Source organism: Paenibacillus sp. FSL E2-0190 (genome assembly GCF_037992965.1).
Lineage (GTDB): Bacteria > Bacillota > Bacilli > Paenibacillales > Paenibacillaceae > Paenibacillus_AQ > Paenibacillus_AQ odorifer.
On sequence record NZ_CP150306.1, the window covers coordinates 6,941,395 to 6,959,213 of the forward strand.

At 43.6% G+C, this 17,819-nt stretch carries 13 protein-coding genes and 3 pseudogenes; 1 reads left to right on the plus strand and 15 read right to left on the minus strand.

The window, feature by feature from the left end; translation table 11 throughout:
* Positions 1–96: 96 nt before the first annotated feature.
* The 8 genes from NST25_RS30495 to NST25_RS30530 all read right to left on the minus strand — a co-directional run bounded on the left by NST25_RS30495 (position 97) and on the right by NST25_RS30530 (position 8,751).
* Positions 97–477 (minus strand): FlxA-like family protein, encoded by a 381-nt coding sequence (locus NST25_RS30495; protein WP_076124277.1) that lies wholly within the window; start codon positions 475–477, stop codon positions 97–99.
* A gap of 202 nt (positions 478–679) precedes the next feature.
* Positions 680–1,390, minus strand: a complete 711-nt coding sequence (locus tag NST25_RS30500) for an ABC transporter permease (protein ID WP_339189016.1) — start codon at positions 1,388–1,390, stop codon at positions 680–682.
* Entirely contained in the window at positions 1,387–2,232 is an 846-nt protein-coding gene (locus NST25_RS30505; RefSeq protein WP_076278213.1) for an ABC transporter ATP-binding protein, read from the minus strand. The genes NST25_RS30500 and NST25_RS30505 overlap by 4 nt, the downstream gene beginning before the upstream one ends.
* A gap of 104 nt (positions 2,233–2,336) precedes the next feature.
* Positions 2,337–3,272, minus strand: coding sequence for a LytTR family transcriptional regulator DNA-binding domain-containing protein (locus NST25_RS30510; protein ID WP_076181756.1), 936 nt, complete (start codon positions 3,270–3,272; stop codon positions 2,337–2,339).
* Between the two features lie 265 nt (positions 3,273–3,537).
* A complete protein-coding gene (locus NST25_RS30515; RefSeq protein WP_076278212.1) occupies positions 3,538–4,071 on the minus strand; it encodes a YceI family protein in 534 nt (177 codons plus the stop codon).
* A 250-nt stretch (positions 4,072–4,321) separates the two neighbouring features.
* Entirely contained in the window at positions 4,322–4,756 is a 435-nt protein-coding gene (locus NST25_RS30520) for a MarR family winged helix-turn-helix transcriptional regulator (protein WP_076124286.1), read from the minus strand.
* Between the two features lies 1 nt (position 4,757).
* Entirely contained in the window at positions 4,758–5,714 is a 957-nt protein-coding gene (locus tag NST25_RS30525; protein WP_076305865.1) for a zinc-binding alcohol dehydrogenase family protein, read from the minus strand.
* A gap of 172 nt (positions 5,715–5,886) precedes the next feature.
* Positions 5,887–8,751: an S-layer homology domain-containing protein gene (locus NST25_RS30530; protein WP_339189019.1), complete on the minus strand. Its 2,865-nt coding sequence runs from the start codon at positions 8,749–8,751 to the stop codon at positions 5,887–5,889.
* Positions 8,752–9,067: 316 nt separating this feature from the next.
* Here NST25_RS30530 and NST25_RS30535 point away from each other — a divergent pair, with 316 nt between their 5' ends.
* Complete coding sequence (locus NST25_RS30535; RefSeq protein WP_076181746.1) at positions 9,068–9,508, plus strand: pyridoxamine 5'-phosphate oxidase family protein; 441 nt, start codon at positions 9,068–9,070, stop codon at positions 9,506–9,508.
* On the opposite strand, the gene NST25_RS30540 is transcribed toward NST25_RS30535, so the two are convergent.
* The 7 genes and pseudogenes from NST25_RS30540 to NST25_RS30570 all read right to left on the minus strand — a co-directional run bounded on the left by NST25_RS30540 (position 9,498) and on the right by NST25_RS30570 (position 17,294).
* Complete coding sequence (locus NST25_RS30540) at positions 9,498–9,689, minus strand: HTH domain-containing protein (RefSeq protein ID WP_339189023.1); 192 nt, start codon at positions 9,687–9,689, stop codon at positions 9,498–9,500. The genes NST25_RS30535 and NST25_RS30540 overlap by 11 nt on opposite strands.
* Before the next feature lie 51 nt (positions 9,690–9,740).
* On the minus strand, positions 9,741–12,332 hold the full coding sequence (locus tag NST25_RS30545) for an FtsX-like permease family protein (RefSeq protein WP_076181744.1): 2,592 nt from the start codon (positions 12,330–12,332) through the stop codon (positions 9,741–9,743).
* A pseudogene (locus NST25_RS30550) lies at positions 12,329–12,909 on the minus strand (ABC transporter ATP-binding protein). Before NST25_RS30550 ends, NST25_RS30545 begins: the two are co-directional and overlap by 4 nt.
* A 24-nt stretch (positions 12,910–12,933) precedes the next feature.
* Positions 12,934–13,872 (minus strand): VanZ family protein, encoded by a 939-nt coding sequence (locus tag NST25_RS30555; protein WP_339189025.1) that lies wholly within the window; start codon positions 13,870–13,872, stop codon positions 12,934–12,936.
* 101 nt (positions 13,873–13,973) lie between these two features.
* A pseudogene (locus NST25_RS30560) lies at positions 13,974–14,812 on the minus strand (HAMP domain-containing sensor histidine kinase); the annotation flags it as partial.
* A pseudogene (locus NST25_RS30565) lies at positions 14,809–14,955 on the minus strand (DNA-binding response regulator); the annotation flags it as partial. The pseudogenes NST25_RS30565 and NST25_RS30560, both read right to left, overlap by 4 nt.
* Before the next feature lie 95 nt (positions 14,956–15,050).
* Positions 15,051–17,294 (minus strand): DUF3656 domain-containing protein, encoded by a 2,244-nt coding sequence (locus tag NST25_RS30570; protein ID WP_339189027.1) that lies wholly within the window; start codon positions 17,292–17,294, stop codon positions 15,051–15,053.
* Positions 17,295–17,819 lie beyond the last annotated feature (525 nt).

Here is a 17,819-nt window from a genome sequence, read left to right on the forward strand (position 1 = left end):
GCTGCAGGTCTTCTCGGTGGAAGCTCGGCTAGCTAGCCTCATGATTATGGGCCGTCGGTTCATCACTTGACGCTTTCCGGACCTTCGCTCGCTTGCCTAAATTAACGCGTCGAAATGACCCTCCGCGTCCACCGTCGCCGTCCGGGGATCAGTCAGGCCGATGCCCTTGAGGCCTCCCTTTCCTTCAATTCCCCAAAGGGGGAGGTGATCCTGAAGCGGAGAAGCCGGCACAAAATTTACGGAGGTGCTGCTCCCGCTTTTCTGTACCAGTTGGGACTCCAGCAGCCGGATTTGCCGCTGCAGCTGCTCCCGGCGATAAGGCGTCTGCATCTCACTTCCTTGTGCCGCATTCACTTTATCCAGTTCCATCATCAGCCGGTTTCGCTGTTTCTCCAGAGAACTGACATCACTCTGTGTACCGCCGTAGGCCGCAATGGTCTGTACGGAGCTGATGCCTGATACTGTCTGTGCCGCCATGATCTTTCCCCCGTTTCCTTGGCTCCCAATCCAAAATCAGCCAAATTTGAAAGTTCTAATCATCTTTATTACCCGGCAGGCCCCGTCATGACAACATCACAGCCTCAATTGGAAAATAATCGTCGTATAGTCTCAGTCGGCCGCGTGTTTCAACCCTACCAAAGACCCACCAAAGGCTGGCTAAAGTCCCTTCAGAGCTCCCTTACTCGTCCTTCAACCGCCGCTGATACAAAATGACAGACACTACTGTTAGCACAACCGTCCATACCAAATTAATGAGGAGAGGTTTCAATACATCGCCCGTCGTATAACCTGTATTGCTTAGACCCAGCAGATGCACAAGCTGACTGCTTGGCATGTAATCCAGCACTTTGAAGACCGGATAATCCTTCACTAGTACTTCTCCCCACGGTGCCCCCATAAATATGAACGCCACAGGGAGTATAGATAATGAGGCTTCAAGCAACGTCTTAGAGAATAAACCGCAGATCGTCCCGGCTGCAGTATACAGAATAATCGAAAGAATGATTACTGCCACAAACGCCCATATATTAGCTGGCTCATAGCCAAATAATAATGTAGAAATAGCGAGAACAACAGTGGACATGACAAAGACCAAACTGCTTTTACCGATTAGTACATCCATGGTCGTAGCCGGTGTCATCATTAATGACCGTAAAGTGTTACGCTCCTTCTCTTCCGCAATCAAGCAGGCTTGTGCGAAACATGTTAGCAATACAAACGAACTATTAAAAAGAAAACCGCTGGCTCCAGGTAAAGACGCACCTGCCCTCTTGAAAATCAGAGCGATAATAATAGGAAAAATCAGCATAATGGACAGCGCGTAGTTACGTGAAAACTCTTTGTAATCCTTCACAAATATCGCCCGGGCACGTTTGTATGAGATACTCATAGTAGCTCACTTCCTGTCATTTTAATAAAGATATCACCTAGACTTGGTTCTTTCATCTCTAACCGGTCAATTAGCCCCCGCTTCATCCAATCCGCGATTTGATCAGCCGCCCCCTCATCGATCGGGAGCTCGTAGGTTTCCCCATTGATTAAGTCCACACAAATTACGTTCTCCCGGTGCTGTCGTTTAAGTTCCTTTGGAGAGCCTATGGTTTGGATTTGTCCCTGATACAGAATCGCTACACGGTTGCATATCAATTCTGCTTCAGACATATCATGCGTAGTCAGAAAAATCGTTGTTCCTTTCTCATTTAAGTAGCGTAAGCCTTTATAAATATGTGCTGTGTTTACCGGATCTAAAGCCGAAGTTGGTTCATCCAGAAATAATAATTCCGGCTCATGGATAATCGCGCATGCCAGCATGACACGCTGACGCATCCCTTTGGATAAGAGGTTGGCTTTCTTTTTGCGCTCTCCGCTTAAGTTTACAAACTGCAGCACCTTGTCGACCGCAGATTTGGGAAGATCATATAGCTTACGATACAGCTCCAGATTTTCCTCAATACTTAACCTCTCATATAGACCACTGTTATCCGTCAAAATGCCAAAACGCATCTTCTGAGCAGACTGCTGCATCATTTCCGCCGGCTGGTCAAATACACTTGCCTGTCCACTTGTCGGATTTAACTGTGCCGTTAGAATCTTGATTAATGTTGTTTTGCCTGAGCCACTCGGGCCAAGGAAACCAAAAATTTCACCCTTAGGAATTGAAAAAGAAACATCTGCTAACGCATCCTTTTCTCCAAATCTCTTACGGATACGTTCTACCCGGATAACATTCATTAACTCCACATCCTTAGTGTTGATGGCTTAAACATATACAGATTACATGCTTCCTGCCATCAAAACGCGCCGAAATGTAGCTGTAAGCGCCTGAATGGTACCCTTTAAATGTTAAGAAGAGCTTTTAATTCAGACAATTTTGAACGGGATAACGGAACCACGGCATCTTGACCTGTATTTAATCGCAAGCTGTAGCTATTTTTCGTCCATGTAATAATCTCTCTTACTTTTTGCAGATTAACAATATAGGATCGGTGGCACCTAAAAAAACCGAAATTTAATAATCTCTGCTCGAGCTCGGTCAGCGTCAGCGCACAGTCATAATTTTCACCGCCCACATGAACAAGGATTGACCCCTCTACACTCTCTATAAAATCAATTTCAGGCGGATTAAATAAAATCACTTTATCATTTCTTTTGGTAGAGATCTTCTGCAAGGTTATATTGGCCTCGTCTTGTTTCTGTACTTCCTGCTTATCCTCGTCGAAGTCCCGAATATCCAATGGATGAAATCCCGATTCGTTCAACCGATAAATGGCATCACAGGAAATAAGGGCATCCTCTAAATTCGAAGTTAAAATTAAAATCTGCTTTTCTTGTGAAAGATCATCAAGAATCCGTTTGAGTTGACGACAATCTTGCTCTTCCAAGTAAAAATAGGGTTCCTCCAGTACAAGTGTAGGCTGATGCGCAAAAAACACACGCAGCAATGTCACATACATTCTTTTCGATGAGCTTAGATCCTTGATCTTTACCTTCCGTTCTTCCTTTAAAGCAAAATAATCTATCAACGAAGCGGCACGCTCATTCCTCTCCGTTATTCTGATTAGAAAAGTGATTAGTTCCTCCACCGATAAACGCATATACTCGTTTTGCCCAGCCCGAAATAAATAATATTGGGAATGATCACCTAATTGATTCATTAAAAGCTGCTTTCGCTTCAAGTCCGTTATGATGCCAACCGATTGATTCGGTGTCATATTTAATTCGATCTTCGGTAGAAATAATTCCCCATTATAATAAATTGGTTGAAATTGCATGCCATCCTCCCGGTCAGTGCTGCTATAGGGTATACTTTTTCAATTTAGTTCCTGTTATTTCCTGCTCGATAAATACGATTTAGGTAATATTTAATGCAAATATAAGTCAAGGCATCTTCTAGTCATTTCTGCACATAAAAAAAGCCCAAGCAGCTTCTCCGCTCGGTGCAAGAGTACATTAATTAGTAATACGGTTCAGCGCAATTTCTGTAACAGCAAGTTTTGAATAAAGACCATCCCGATAAAAGGATAGTCTTTAGGGTCACTAATTTATTTTAATTGCCTCAATACAAAGCTCGATCCTCACTTCATTTCCGACTATAATTCCACCCGTTTCCAGAGGCGAGTTGAATTTCAATCCAAATTCATTACGATCAATACTGGCTGTTGAATGAAATCCTACACGTTCCCGTCCGCGGGGGTCCTTGTTTAGTCCTTCAAAAACAGTATGAAAAGTAACAGATTGGGTTACTCCATGCAGAGTTAGATTGCCTGTAAGTTCATATTGCCGCTCACCAGCAAAGACACAGTTGGTGCTTTGAAATGCAATGGTTGGATACTTGGCAGCATGAAGGAAATCGTCGCCCCTCAAATGTTCATCTCGTTGCGCTTGGCGAGTTGTGATGCTATTTGCGTCTATGGAAGCCTGAATACCCATGGTCGTTAACTCGTTGGGATCAAAACTTAAAATCGCCTGGAAACGCTCAAATACTCCTTTGATTTTATTAATCATTAAATGCGTCACCGAAAACTCGACGGAGCTGTGGTCCGGATCCACTTCCCATTTGATATTACTCATGAATAAATTCCACCTCTATAATAAGATTATGAGCAAGGTCACCTATCTCCAAAACAATGCGCTACTCGCTATACACCTAATATACAAAAACGCTACTGACAACGTTGTGTCAGTAGCGTTTTAGCATTTTTGCGGCTTCCTCGTAAATCCGATTTCAGAATGGTTCCCCATTGAATCCGTAATTCCTTTTACCCGAATATCCACCATGGCAATAAACATCGAACTGTGTGTGAACAGTCATAATCTGCAACTAGTCGAATCTTTGCAGCGATTCAAATAAACGCCTTAAGTTATTCAATAAGCTGTTTTTTTCCTCCAGAGTCCAGTCATCCAAAGCTTCATGCAAAATTCGTTCACGGGTGAGGCTAATCATTGCATTGATTTTCTCCCCGCTTTTCGTCAATTCAGACACACGAATGCGGGAATCTGCACTTGATGGATACGTATGAACCAACCCCGCGTTTTCTAACTTATCGATTTGCCGGCTAACACTCGAATAGTTTTTTCCCATCATGGCGGCCAAATCACCAACACTAGTCGGTTGGAGATGCACGATGCCCACAAAGACACGAAAGGTTGCTGCCTCCAAATTTACGCCAGCATTAGCAATCATCTTCTTATCGCGGTCTGGCCTATTGATAATGGAAACTAAATCGATCAGCGCTTTAAAAATATCGTTTTCCATTTTATTTCACCCTTACAACAGGACGAGGCATTAGCGGGGCATTCCAGGCCTCTTCAATATCTTCTAGAGCGAACTCTTTTGTGTTAATTTTTATCTTCCCCTCGGCGGCCATTTCAAAGACACCTCTAACAGCGGATAGCATATCAGCTTTGGAAATACTCTTATCTCCGCTACCTACGAGTTCGATTGTTGATGAGCGTAAAAGAGATGAAGGTAAATGAATGCTTTCTTGGCCAGATGAAGTTCCAATGCTTACAAAACGGGTTGAACGATCCGTTTTCGCCTTAGCAAGAGCTGACATGATGGCGAGTGCGCTGTCGCCCCAAAGATAATCCAATATAACATCAACACCTTCAGCAATAACTGGCATTAGGGCGTTTTCAAACATTTTTTGACCGTTGTCGGCTGTCATATCAAATGCAATGGCCTCATCAGCTTCAAGTGCTTGCAACTTTGATTCGTTGCGTCCTGTTACAATGACCTTCTTGGCCCCCAGACCCTTAGCAATCTGAACTGCTAAACTACCGGATGCACCAGTAGCGCCATTAATCAATACAGTTTGACCGGATTTAAAACCAGCTCGAAATACCAATGCAGCCCATGACGACATAGCAGGGTTGGCGATAGCGGCAGCAGTGAGATCATCAATACCATCTGGTAAACGGACAGTCAGCTTTTCGTTGACGATTGTTTGCTCAGCGAAACTACCATATGGTGCAGTAGGCAGCGCAAAGTAAACACGAGACCCATCTTTTAAAGTTCCTACACCGTCGATACCGGCTACAATTGGAAAGTTATCTTCAGAAGAATAGTGCATACCCATTGAACGGAACTTGCTAACTCGACTCAAGGCTGTGGCCGTAACGTTAATTATAACTAGCCCCTCTGTCCCAACGGGGGAATCAAAATGACCCATTACGGGAATCGTCCCCTTAACCTTTACGATTGCTGCCTTCATATTTACACCCTTCTTCCACCCCATATTATGTGCATATTGCACATAATAAAGTATACCACGAATTATGTGCAATATGCACACTTTATTTGGAATCCATATCCAAACGCACGCCCATTAGCTTATTTCCAAAAGAAACGGCTGGTCAGGTTCCCCTGATCCAGCCGTTTTTTGATTACTTTAATATTACATTATCGATTAGTATTGCCGTATCGTAGATACTGTCTCCTTGATCCCAAACATGGAACCGAAGGACAATGGAGCCCTTGCCGGCAAATTGGCTTACATCAAATTGTACATGCTTCCAATTCGTCATGTATGTTGTATGATCCCCGCCGTAGAAATCAATCGCTACTTTGTTCTCTTCAATCCAATAGGCCGTGGATTCATTAATCGATTCAGCCCCGATAATAACAGAATCATTACCATAGACACTGGACGTCACTGTATTGCCGCCATTTATGTGAGAAGTAATGAGGGAAGCCGTATTAATGTATACACTGGAAGTTACCGTTGCGCGGAACGTGTCATTGAATTTGCTTCCAACGAATTCCTTAGGCTCCTCAGAAATGAAATTGTAATCGAACGATAGGGTTGTTGCACCCGCCGGAACAATGAAACTTTGCTCGATATAACTGTCTGAATTGTAGTCATATCCTCCTTGATCATTGTTTTCATACCCAAGGCCAGTGCTGATAATAGCCATGTAGTTCCCCTCTGTCGGTTTAAGCGGTCCCAGCTTGGAGATCACCCGAACATCGCCGTTTCCATTCCAGCCGGTCCAAGTTCCGTTTTCAAAGGTTCCGTTGATGACCCCTTCGGTCTTAGTGCCAATGCTGCTTCCTTTCATGAAGAATGCTGCCAACCCATCGTTTGCTCCATGGGCAGCCACTGCTGCTTGAAAGGCTTTTTCGGTTGTCATGTTGTCATCGTTTAAAGCGGTAAATACGGATTTAGCAATAGCTTGATCATATGCAAGCTTTACATAATCGGTATATCCATAATAAGTGCCAGCACCATTGTTGATGAAGGCATCTGCCATGGAATCGTTGTACGCGCTGCGGCAGCTGCCATTATATACGATGGTATCAGGAAGCATATCGTTGTACCGTGTAATAAAAGACGGTGTAATAGCATAATAACCGGATATAATAGCCAGTCTTCCCTTTTTCAAGTCCAACTCATAGGTCTTTTTGCTCTCTGTCGTTGCCTTTTCTCCTGTCAGGAACATAACTTGCGGTCCAGCGTATTTGAAATCAATGCCGTATTTATTATGGAGCTTCTGTAGCACTATTTCATCATAATAAGTATCTCCGTGGGTATCCAAGACCACGACGCCATACTGATTCAGCCCTTTAAAGAAATTAACGCCCGCTGCGGTGTCCTTTACTCTTTCCACAAGGAAAGGGTAACTCGACTGGTCGAAGCTGTCATATACAGCGTCATATACAGTCGAAGATGGAAGTGTGCCGGAGAACGGAGAAATTACAGCAACCCGCTGGCTTCCTATGGTGGCTACGGTTTGTTCCACATTTTGCGTTAGCGCCTCAGCCGCCAATGCAGCACTGGACGCAGCCTCTTCTACGGTGCTGCTTAACCCTTTTGTATTCTCAGGAGCTGCGGAGATCCCCCCTAGAATCCCGTTGTCCAGCAAATACCAGATGCTTCCTCCTTCACCCGAAATCCCAGCATGCTCTACTTCTGCTTGGGTTTGGAGCCAAGCCACAGTTTCTTCCTTTGCTTTTTGCAAATTACCATATGAAGTAGCCAGTTGATCAAGCTTACTCTGTGTATTATTTTCAATGATTTCCGTTTGTGCAAGCTGTTCATCCGTAAGATGCTTCATTACAGATAATTTAAAAACTGTGCTGCTTGGCACATCTCCCACAAACGCCTGCAGATTTATGTAACCCTCCGTACTTTCAGTCAATACTGCTTTCCCACTGTACAGTCCGTCTGCCTCAAGACTGTCTCCATGGGCTTCCAAACCGTCATCGTACAACGAAATGATTTGCGAAATCACTTTGCCGCTGTCATCTACTTGATAGACACTAGCAATTACCGTTCCTGGCGCATTAATCGATGAGCGGAATATAACTTCTGTTGGCTCTTCCACATAAATGGCATCTGAACTCTCCCCCTTCACCACAACCTGGAGAGCATTTGCCGATGTTGGTGTTGGTGTCGGTGTCGGTGTTGGTGTCGGTGTTGGTGTCACTGGTGCTGGGGTTGCCGGTGCTGCCGTTCCCGGACCTGAAGCTCCCGGCGCCGGTGCTGTCACAGATGTCCCGCGGTCAGTTGTTGCCGGGGTGGCAGTCGGTGTTACCTCAGGACTCTTGCCCTTATTAACCTCTTCAGCCAGAAGCTGTTTGGATTTCTCGACATATACTGACTTATTGGTTTTGAACTCATAAGCCAGACGAGCCAGAGCCTGGCGCTCCGCATGCTCTTTCGGTTTGAATTTCAGAGTGCCGTCACTGCCTTGGACCCCGTTGATGAAACCATTTTTGAAGGCAAGGGATACTTGCGCTTTTGCCCATTCGGACACCTCTGAGATATCCGACAGCTTGCTATCAACCGGAAGCTTCTTCGCTGTTTCATCCAATTCGAAAGCTCGGATGAAAAACACGACCAGCTCCTCACGGGTGACATTTGCATTAGGACTGAAGGTGGTGGCCGATGTCCCCTCCGTAATGCCTGCCTTTACCAATGCACCTACATAACCGCGATACCAACTGTTCGCGGCAACGTCTTTAAACGGTGCGGCTTGATCAGCATTTGCTTCTAGCCCCAACGACAGGACTATGATTTTCGCCAGTTCGGCACGTGACATAGCCTTTTTCGGTTTAAAAGAGTTATCTTCATAACCTGAGATTATTCCTGCTTCAGTTAATGATTGAATCTCCTTTTGCGCATAAGAGCCTGTGATGTCTTTGAACTGCGCGGCCTCACCAAACACCATATGTGGCGTAAGAGTGCTTAATAATAGGGCAAACACAATCATCAGACTGAGTTTACGGCGTGCTGCTTGGAATAACATTGTTTCTTCCCCCTTCTTACTCTAAAAATATCAATGAGTCTGTCGTCCTAGTGAGTTCCAAGGATGGCATTTTACACCATTATTCGACAACTTCTTGATTCTACAATAGGACCAGGGTAATTTACAATGTCTATTACATAAAAAAAATAGATATATTTGTAGACTGGAGATTAAATGGCATAAAAAAAAGACCATCGAGTATAAGCTTGGATTGATGGCGATTTAATATTTTATCGTATTATTCTTCACATGCACTAAGATTTTACAATGATAAGCTTAATAATGTATGCCTTATGACACTTTAGGAGGTAATATAATGGGCAAGTACGACGAAGCCATGAAGCTGCTGGAAGAACAAGCGGGTAACAAGGACGGCCTGATCTCACTATCCACCATCGCACTGGAACCGGGGGCTAATGGCAAAAGCCATCCCTCCGCCCGCATTGTAGACGCCTATTATGAGGACGGTGCGTTCTACACCGTTACTTACGCGACCTCAGGCAAGATGCAGCAGATCGCCCAAAACCCCGAAGTTGCTGTTTGTATCATCGTCGAAAACTTTACGGCCGATGGTATCGTTGAAAACCTGGGCTGGGTATGTGACGAGAAAAACGCGGAGATGATGACAAAGCTGCGCACAATATTCGCCGGGTGGTATAACGAAGCCAATAACGACGAAGATCCTAACACATGCCTGCTGCGCATTCGCCTGACAAAGGGCCTGTGGAATGACGCCCATAAAGGGATCAGTCCATAATATAGTATCCTTCGCCCTTGCCGCTGAACGAGGCAATCGGTATGCCAGCTTCACTTATTTTTTCGATATCCCGGTAGATCGTCCGCAAGGATACCTCGAAATGCTCGGCAAGCTCCTTGCCCGTTACCGTACCTTTACCGGAGATGATCAGCAGCATGGAGAGCAATCGGTCGACTCGCATGATTGTGTGTGACGTCGGGTAACGTCTCCTCCTCTGGGTGAAGTAAGTGAATCATATATTCTCTTGCTTTAATGCATCAATAATATTCTCCTTTTTTACTTTAGCTCCGGAATAAACAACCGCAGAGCTGACAATGACAAATACACACACAATGACAGACAGAATGCTCATCCAGGGCAGGGTGAACCCATAGCTGAATTTGTTCGCAAATGCTTTATAGATCAGAAACATCACGGCGAAACTGACAGGAAGCCCATACAAGAGCGACTTGACCCCATAAAAAACACTCTCATAGTTCAGCATTTTTGCAAACCCCTTTGGCGTCGCGCCTACGGATTTCAGCATCGCGAATTCCCGTTTGCGAAGAGCCAGCCCTGTTGAGATCGTATTAAAGATGTTCGCAACAGAAATCGCAGAGATTAATACGATAAAACCGTAAGAAAAGACGTTCATCAGCAGAATCTGTTGTTCTTCTCTTATTCTGAATTGATATACATTGTAGACATTCAGATTGGTCTCATTCATCGCTTCAATTTCCTGCTGCGTTTTCACCGGTTCCGTGCTTTTCAAATGGAGGTACATCGAAGCGTTAGCCAGCTCCTCGCCGTCTGCCAGCCGATTCATGACGCGTTCCGACACGATCATATTTAACCCGCCTACGCCTACCGGGCTCATCCCCATCGGTGCCTTATCCGTCAATGCGGCAAATATCACTTTATTTGCCTTCGTTTCTTCCCCGCTCGCTTTAATAAAACTCGTTAGCTCGATATGTTGTCCGATATTCGCATATATGGACTTCGTCTGAATATATTTACCCGTATCTATATCTTTGTAATGAATCGTATCCATCACGATTGCGGCGGGATGATCCAGATCCGTAAGCTGTTCGTAATCTGCGCCAACCGCTCTGGCATAGGCTTGCAGGCTCGAATCATTCATTGCATAGAGCTTAATTTCGTAAGGGTATTTCCCGTCTTGCAGCATACTCTTATCCTGCTTAACCTTCTCTTGCAACTCGTCGGCGATGCTTGCTGCATCGACCCAAGCGTTCCCGACTAACTCATGACTCACGTTGTATTCCGTGACGCCATCCAGAGATACAAGCGATTGCATCAACCGGTCATCTAGTCTTTCGCCATTACTGGACGACACTTCAATATCGTAATTGATGCCTTCCAGCGACAATGCCAGAGATTGTGTCAGGCCAGTCGTGAAAAACGATATCGTCAAAAACAAAACGATGCTGATGACAAGCGAAAAAAGAATAACATGATGTCTTCGTTTGTTCCTTTTTAAGTTTTTCAGCCCGATTTCTGCTTCGATTCCGAAGAGCTTACGAATGATCTTCGACGTCTTCACTGCTTTGGCCGTAAGCTTTACGTCAGTGGTTTGGCGAATCGCGTCCACGGGAGATGCCCTGGATGCTTTAACCGCCGGGAGATACGCCGAAACGAAAATCGTCAGCATCGAAACAAGACAAGTAATCAAGAGCAATAACGGCGTGACGATAAGCCTCAGCTTTTCACTAGTCCATAATGCCCCTTCAATCATTGTGTTCATGAACGAAAAGGCGATTCCGATTCCGGCAAGACCGCATAAGATACCAATGGGAATGCTGATCAAACCAATGACGATACCTTCAAAAAATACGGAATTTCGCTTCTGCCTTTTCGTCGCCCCCACGCTCGCGAGCATCCCTAAATGGCGGGAACGTTCCGAGACGGATATCGCAAAAGCGTTATAGATGAGTCCAACCGAGCCAATTATAATAGTCCCTATAATGATTGCCGATAATGAGAACATCATGCTGGATGAGGCCCCGCTGCTGGACAAGCCATAATAACGAAGCAAATCGTTATTATATTGGACAGTGTCAATTTGGTTTTTCTCAGCCAGCTTCTCCGCATGTGCGAACAAGAACGGATTGACCCGCTGCAAGACCACCGACGCATCGACCCGATCGTCCCCCCCGATGATATGATCATCGACATAGCTAATGATCGTATAAGCCGGGGCCCAAGCCGTTTCCGACACCGGACGTTTAATGAAGCCTACCACCGTATAATCCCTAATTATGCTATGCTGTAATGTCTCGGTCAATGTGCCGTCTTTCCTGCGCAGCGGTTCCGTCTGATCCAGGGGATGATCGCCCCCTTGTTCGAATCGGTCGCCGACGCGAAGCGTTAGACGGTCGCCGATTTCGTACTTCACTTTGCCATTTGTTGCAACAGACTCGGAGATCACAACCTCCTTGTCCGTGTGCGGAAGACGTCCCTTGCTTATTTCAATCTGAAATTGTGTGAACCCTTGCACATCATATTCCTTAATGAACAAGTACGGCTTATTGGAATTTTGTCCCCCTTCTAATGGGGCATACCCAAGGTCTCTTGTGATTGCAACCGTTTTGGTTGCATCATCGCCCTGTATCGCCGCAAGCTGTTTCTTGGTTATATCTTGATACTGAATATGCCACTCCCCTGTATCTGTGATAGTTTGTCTGATCATTAAATCCGCAAAGGAAAAAACAAGCGTAATGACAGCGGTCATCATGGATACCGAAATAATTACGCCAAAAATAGTCACAAGTGTTCGTCTCTTGTTCTGCTTCAGATGCCGGATGGTTAATGTATTGACAATATTCATCGCCTTATCACCTCGTTTTTGGCAATCCTCCCATCTTCAATCGAAATGATTCTGTCGGCTTGCAGGGCGATCCGTTCGTCATGCGTGATTACGATCAGTGTCTGATGATAGGTCTTATTCAGTATTTTCAATAAAACGACGATCTCGCTGCTATTCCTGCTGTCCAGATTCCCGGTGGGTTCGTCGGCCAGCATGATCGCAGGATTGCCGATGATCGCCCTGCCAATCGAGACACGCTGCTGCTGTCCACCGGATAGCTGATTCGGCAGATGGTTTAATCGATGCTGCAAATTCAACGTATTCACAAGATCAGCCCGATTTGCCTGCGTCTGAAGATGGCCAGCTGCGTTTCGTCCAAGGTATACATATCCGTATCCTGTACATACACTTTCCCGCCAGTCGGTCGATCCACACCGCCCAGCATATGAAGGAGTGTCGATTTCCCCGATCCGGAAGGTCCGATAATTGCGACGAATTCACCTTTTTGGACCGAAAAGGAAACATCATCAAGCGCCTTCACCGCCGATTCGCCTGTGCCGTATATTTCGGACAAATTTTCAATTGTTAAAATCTCCATTGCCATCCCTCCTTCCCTAGATGCTCAATTCCAGGTATATACCATCTCTCTATATCCAACATCCCAAAGGGTTTCATTCCCCTCAATGGTTATCTTAAGCTCCTTAGCCCCGGTGAGATAAAGGATCCTCATATCCGGCTCATGGAGCTGATCTTCTGTAGATACAGACAGGAGCTCATGCCCGTCAACGGTAACCTTAATGCTGCCCTGAAAATCCTTATGATCAGGAATTCCATAATTCAAGCTAAGATACAGATCTCCCTTATTGTCTAGCGAATACGTATATGTTTCCTTCTTTTTACCTTCGATGCCATACACATTATATTGGGGTGTCACGTCTTGACCGCCAATCTTAAGACTGTTCTGTTTGGTTCCCGTTAATCGATTTCCGGTACTATCTTCCCATTCGTTTATCGCTACAAAAGGGGCCAACTCTTTGGTGAACACTTGATCAACTACTCCTAAGACCCCCCACACGCCGAGCATTAAGACAGCACTGGCAATTCCCGTAGCAGTGATATTTCTCCAGTAGTTTTTTGTACGGAAGCCAATCTTGTAGGCCCCGAATCCAATAGCAGCGCCCAATGAGTTCTTTATGACGTCGTTCGTGTCAAAGCTGCCGAGGAATGTTAGTGCCTGGATGGTCTCCACCACAAGAATGGACAGGATAAACCCTGTCATGAAGCGAACAAAGCTGGTGCGGTATAACAACGGAAACAGTATGCCAAAAGGTATGAAGGCTGCAATGTTTCCAATACCCACCAAGTCCATCAGTGTCGGATGTAGAAGATCGGAAAGACCCGGCACCCTAAAAAAATCGTCCGGCAAAAAAATAAAGGTGTACTGACTGGTTAGATCTACCTTATCCGCTCTGCCGAAAGCAAAAAACATAAAATAAAGAATAATCAGGGTGTAGCCTATCGTGATAAAAAAAGTAATCTTGCGATGCTGCTTCATTTGCATGGTTGTACCTCCATCGTTCATCTGATGAATATCATTTTATCTGTCCAAAATGACTTTACAGTGACATTGGAGGTGACAGTTTAGTCACTTATGGAGTGCTGTTAAATCACATGCTTATAAAATTTGATCCGAAACTCTGTACCAGTCCCGCTGTCGCTCGTTACATCAATCACGCCGTTCTGGCTTGCAATGATGCTGTGAGCCATCGCAAGCCCTATACCGATGCTTCCTTCATTAGCATTCTTTCCTTTATAAAAACGTTTGAATATATAAGGCAAATCCTCTTTCGGAATGCCCTCTCCGTTGTCAGCAATAACGATTTCCGTAAATAGCACGTTGTCGGAAAATGTGATGGTAATCGCACCGCCCTCAGGTGTATGCTCCACTCCATTCTTCAAAATATTGATAACCGCTTCAGCAGTCCAATGGAAATCGCCGTCAAAAGAGACGTTGTCATCCCCTGTGATGGAAACGGTCTGTCCCTTAATATCCATCGGAATCATAACCGGCTCCAGTGCATTTAGGATTAGGGTTTTCATGTGTATTCGATCTTTTTTGAACGGGATAGTCCCCCATCCATTTTCGCTAGCTTTAATAAAGATGAAACAAGCCAATCGATCCGTTCAAGTTGAATGCGAATATGATGGGTGAACTCCGTTCTTTTGAGTGGAGGCAGATCAGGGGCGCTTAACAGATCTGCCATGACTGTCATAGAGGTGATCGGTGTTTTGAGTTGATGTGAAATATCGGAGATGGCATCGGTCAGTTGAAGCTTATCCTGCTGCAATAGAGAACGATGCTCGGAGAGCATGCGTGTCACCTTGTAAATATCATTCTTTAAGATGCTAAGCTCACCTTCTTGATTATCGCGAGGGTCAAGGGAGGCCTGGCCGCTGCTAATCTCCCGTAAATAGATGGACAGCTTCTCTAGCTCGTAATAGTGAACTGATCGATGTCTTCGGCGAGCACCTTTCGGGCTGAAGCGGCATTATCGCAGAGAACAGTCCAATAACCCTCTTGCTGCAGCGAATATTCCAGTCCCGACGCGATCGTCTTATCATCTTCAACTAATAATATTTTCATCTGAAGTTCATCCTTATGATTGGATTGAATTGCACCTGTCTCGGATTTACTTATAGTATTCCCCAAGATTTTAGAACATTTAATGAATTCCACGACTACACAATCTCTTTATTAAAATGTCCTCTTGTGTCTGTTTCCTGATTAAAGACAGCATTATTCATAGAGCCATTTAATTTGCCTGACGCCATATTAATGACTTTCACAACCTGCTCTTTTGATTCAACTGTGAAGTTTAATCTGAGCGCCTCGATTCCTTTGATGATTTGTAGCTCATCTAAAAGATTAAGCGTCTTCCCATTAAGGAGAGTCGTTGTACAATCATTATGGGAAATGATAGGGAACGTTCCGTGCTCATCTTTTAACTCATAGCTCTTCGTTTTGCAAATTCTGCATTGATTCATTTTTTTCATCGGGCAATATTTTGTAAACATCAAAGGAACCTTGCCATATACAATCATTTCCAGTGCAGGATAGCCGTCATTTTCTTCATAATAGGCATTCCTTAAATCTTCAATTTGGCTCTTATTCAATTCATAAGATAAAGTGACTCGTTTTGCACCTAATTTATATAATTCATAGCAACTAGTAGCATTAACAACATTTAGAGAATAGTCCGTAACAAACGGATTCGTTTCTCTGTAGTGATAAATTCCGCCATATCCTCCGATTAGTAGCTGCCCTTCTTTTTCCTTATAACGATTCTGATTTCTTCTAACAACATTTTCATAATAGATTTCCTTAATTCCACAGCTCACGCAAGCATCATACTGCTCCTTAGTCGTTACAGAGGCCGTAAAGTATGGTTTTTCAGGGGCAAAGCTTATTTTTTCTTTTGCTTCCAAAGCCTTGGTTCTTTTCTTCTGGCTGTTAAGCTTTAAGTCATATAAGCCCAGTACAATATCTCTTCTTGCTGCATTTAACAGTTTAGCTGGAATAAAAGCATTGCATTCCTCAAAATCCACATGATTAAGTTCGAATATCGTATCATTTAATCTTGAAAATTGCTTGATTACCTGGTCTTTTGTTGTTGGATTATTAATGGCTTCGCCTAGTATTTCCTCGCTTTCATATGAATAATGACAGCCTAAGCCCTCCGCATCTATGACAAGCTTTGAATCTGGACGTGCATATACTCTAATATCGAGGTTAAACCGCTTAAATTCTTTTTCCAGTGATGATTCTAATTCTTTGTTATAGAAATAATCCTTCGTTTTATATACTAAATCTCCCGTAGACATCTTTTCTTTGATTTTGATATAGCAGACATCATCTGCTTTGTTGATTAATTCGCCCTCTTTATCGTACAGTTTTGCAACCGTTAAATTAACATCTTCATTGTTGTGACTGATTCGAATGGTATCGTTCTGATTTAAAGGACGTGTAAGTGTTATTTCATACCTATCTTTAACAATCTTGCTGATTGTTCCAATTTCATAACCAAAGTGATTAGGTCTTAAAATGTTTGTAATATTTCTCCTATCTTCGTGAAACAAATATCCTTTAGTAAATGTTCGATTGAATGTTTTCTTCAGATTTTCTTTATCTTCTTCGGTTATTTTATGATCTAAGGCCATGCGATATTTGGATACAACATTAGCAACATACGTAGGCACTTTCATTCGGCCTTCTATTTTTAAAGAATCGATTTCTTTTAAATCCTCGATATAGTCGATTGTGTTTAAGTCCTTGGTAGATAGAATATGGTTTTTCCCTAAAGATGTACCTGTTGTCTTATCCATGAGTTCATACTCCTTACGGCATGAACCCACACATCTTCCGCGATTTGCGCTTCGATTACCCATTAATCCTGACATTAGACAGTTTCCCGAGTAAGATACACATAAAGCACCGTGAACGAAAATTTCTAAAGGTATCTCAGCTTTTCTTTTGATCTCTTTTACTTTTTCAATCTCAACCTCACGGGACAGAACAACTCTTTTGGCACCAAGTTCTTTTAATAATAAAGTTCCGTCTAAATCGTCTATTCCCATTTGAGTTGAACAATGTGCTTCCATATCAAGAAAGTTTTTAACGATATAATCGAACGCAGTCAGATCCTGGACGATAATGCCATCAACACCGATTTCATTTAATTCGTGTATCTGCTCTTTCATCTCTTCAACTTCATTTTCAAAAACGATGGTATTCATTGCAACATAGATTTTAACGTTCCTCAGGTGCGCATACGTAACAGCCTCTTTTAACGTTTCTAAATCAAAATTAGATGAGTATGCACGTGCACCAAATTTTTGCATTCCTAAGTATATTGCATCACAACCATTAGAAATTGCAGCTTTTAAAGCTTCCATATTTCCTGCTGGAGCTAGTAATTCAGTCATTTCTTCCTCCTTATGACCCAAAAATTAATAAAATTTGTAGTTACTTGTGATACGGTTCAGCGCTTTGTCTGTAACGGCAAGTTTTGCATGCTAGTTTGTCCAAAGGTGTTCTTAAAAGTACATCGTCAGGACTGCATGGTATTGAAGAACGGTTAAAGGTCGTTTTCACGCTTTTGTTATTGCTTTTGTTATTGCTTTTCTTAACAGCAGGTTTCCGCTTGCCGTACTGCGTCATCTCTTCTTCTTAGTCCCCTGCTTCATCCCAGTTAAGATGGATAATACGATAATAACTACTATAAATCCGATAAATGACGACATGGCCGCTCCCGTTTAAATTAATAAGATTATTAGAAAATCAAATTTCAGACTATTACCATTAATCATAAAATAAGAACTATACTTAAGCTGCAGCAAAACGCACAAGCCAATGGCTTGTGCGCTTGTTTTAAATGACCTCATTTGCTCTGAGGGACGTATCTCATAATAATTCTTTAAGTACATTTTTCGCCACGCGTATCTTCTCAT

Bases quoted from the DNA above. Each gene is read 5' to 3' on its own strand.
- NST25_RS30495 (WP_076124277.1), bottom strand. From the start codon at position 477: ATGGCGGCACAGACAGTATCAGGCATCAGCTCCGTACAGACCATTGCG.
- NST25_RS30500 (WP_339189016.1), bottom strand. From the start codon at position 1,390: ATGAGTATCTCATACAAACGTGCCCGGGCGATATTTGTGAAGGATTAC.
- NST25_RS30505 (WP_076278213.1), bottom strand. From the start codon at position 2,232: ATGAATGTTATCCGGGTAGAACGTATCCGTAAGAGATTTGGAGAAAAG.
- NST25_RS30525 (WP_076305865.1), bottom strand. From the start codon at position 5,714: ATGAAGGCAGCAATCGTAAAGGTTAAGGGGACGATTCCCGTAATGGGT.
- NST25_RS30570 (WP_339189027.1), bottom strand. From the start codon at position 17,294: ATGACTGAATTACTAGCTCCAGCAGGAAATATGGAAGCTTTAAAAGCT.
- NST25_RS30535 (WP_076181746.1), top strand. From the start codon at position 9,068: ATGGGCAAGTACGACGAAGCCATGAAGCTGCTGGAAGAACAAGCGGGT.
- NST25_RS30515 (WP_076278212.1), bottom strand. From the start codon at position 4,071: ATGAGTAATATCAAATGGGAAGTGGATCCGGACCACAGCTCCGTCGAG.
- NST25_RS30520 (WP_076124286.1), bottom strand. From the start codon at position 4,756: ATGGAAAACGATATTTTTAAAGCGCTGATCGATTTAGTTTCCATTATC.
- NST25_RS30545 (WP_076181744.1), bottom strand. From the start codon at position 12,332: ATGAATATTGTCAATACATTAACCATCCGGCATCTGAAGCAGAACAAG.
- NST25_RS30510 (WP_076181756.1), bottom strand. From the start codon at position 3,272: ATGCAATTTCAACCAATTTATTATAATGGGGAATTATTTCTACCGAAG.
- NST25_RS30540 (WP_339189023.1), bottom strand. From the start codon at position 9,689: ATGCGAGTCGACCGATTGCTCTCCATGCTGCTGATCATCTCCGGTAAA.
- NST25_RS30530 (WP_339189019.1), bottom strand. From the start codon at position 8,751: ATGTTATTCCAAGCAGCACGCCGTAAACTCAGTCTGATGATTGTGTTT.
- NST25_RS30555 (WP_339189025.1), bottom strand. From the start codon at position 13,872: ATGCAAATGAAGCAGCATCGCAAGATTACTTTTTTTATCACGATAGGC.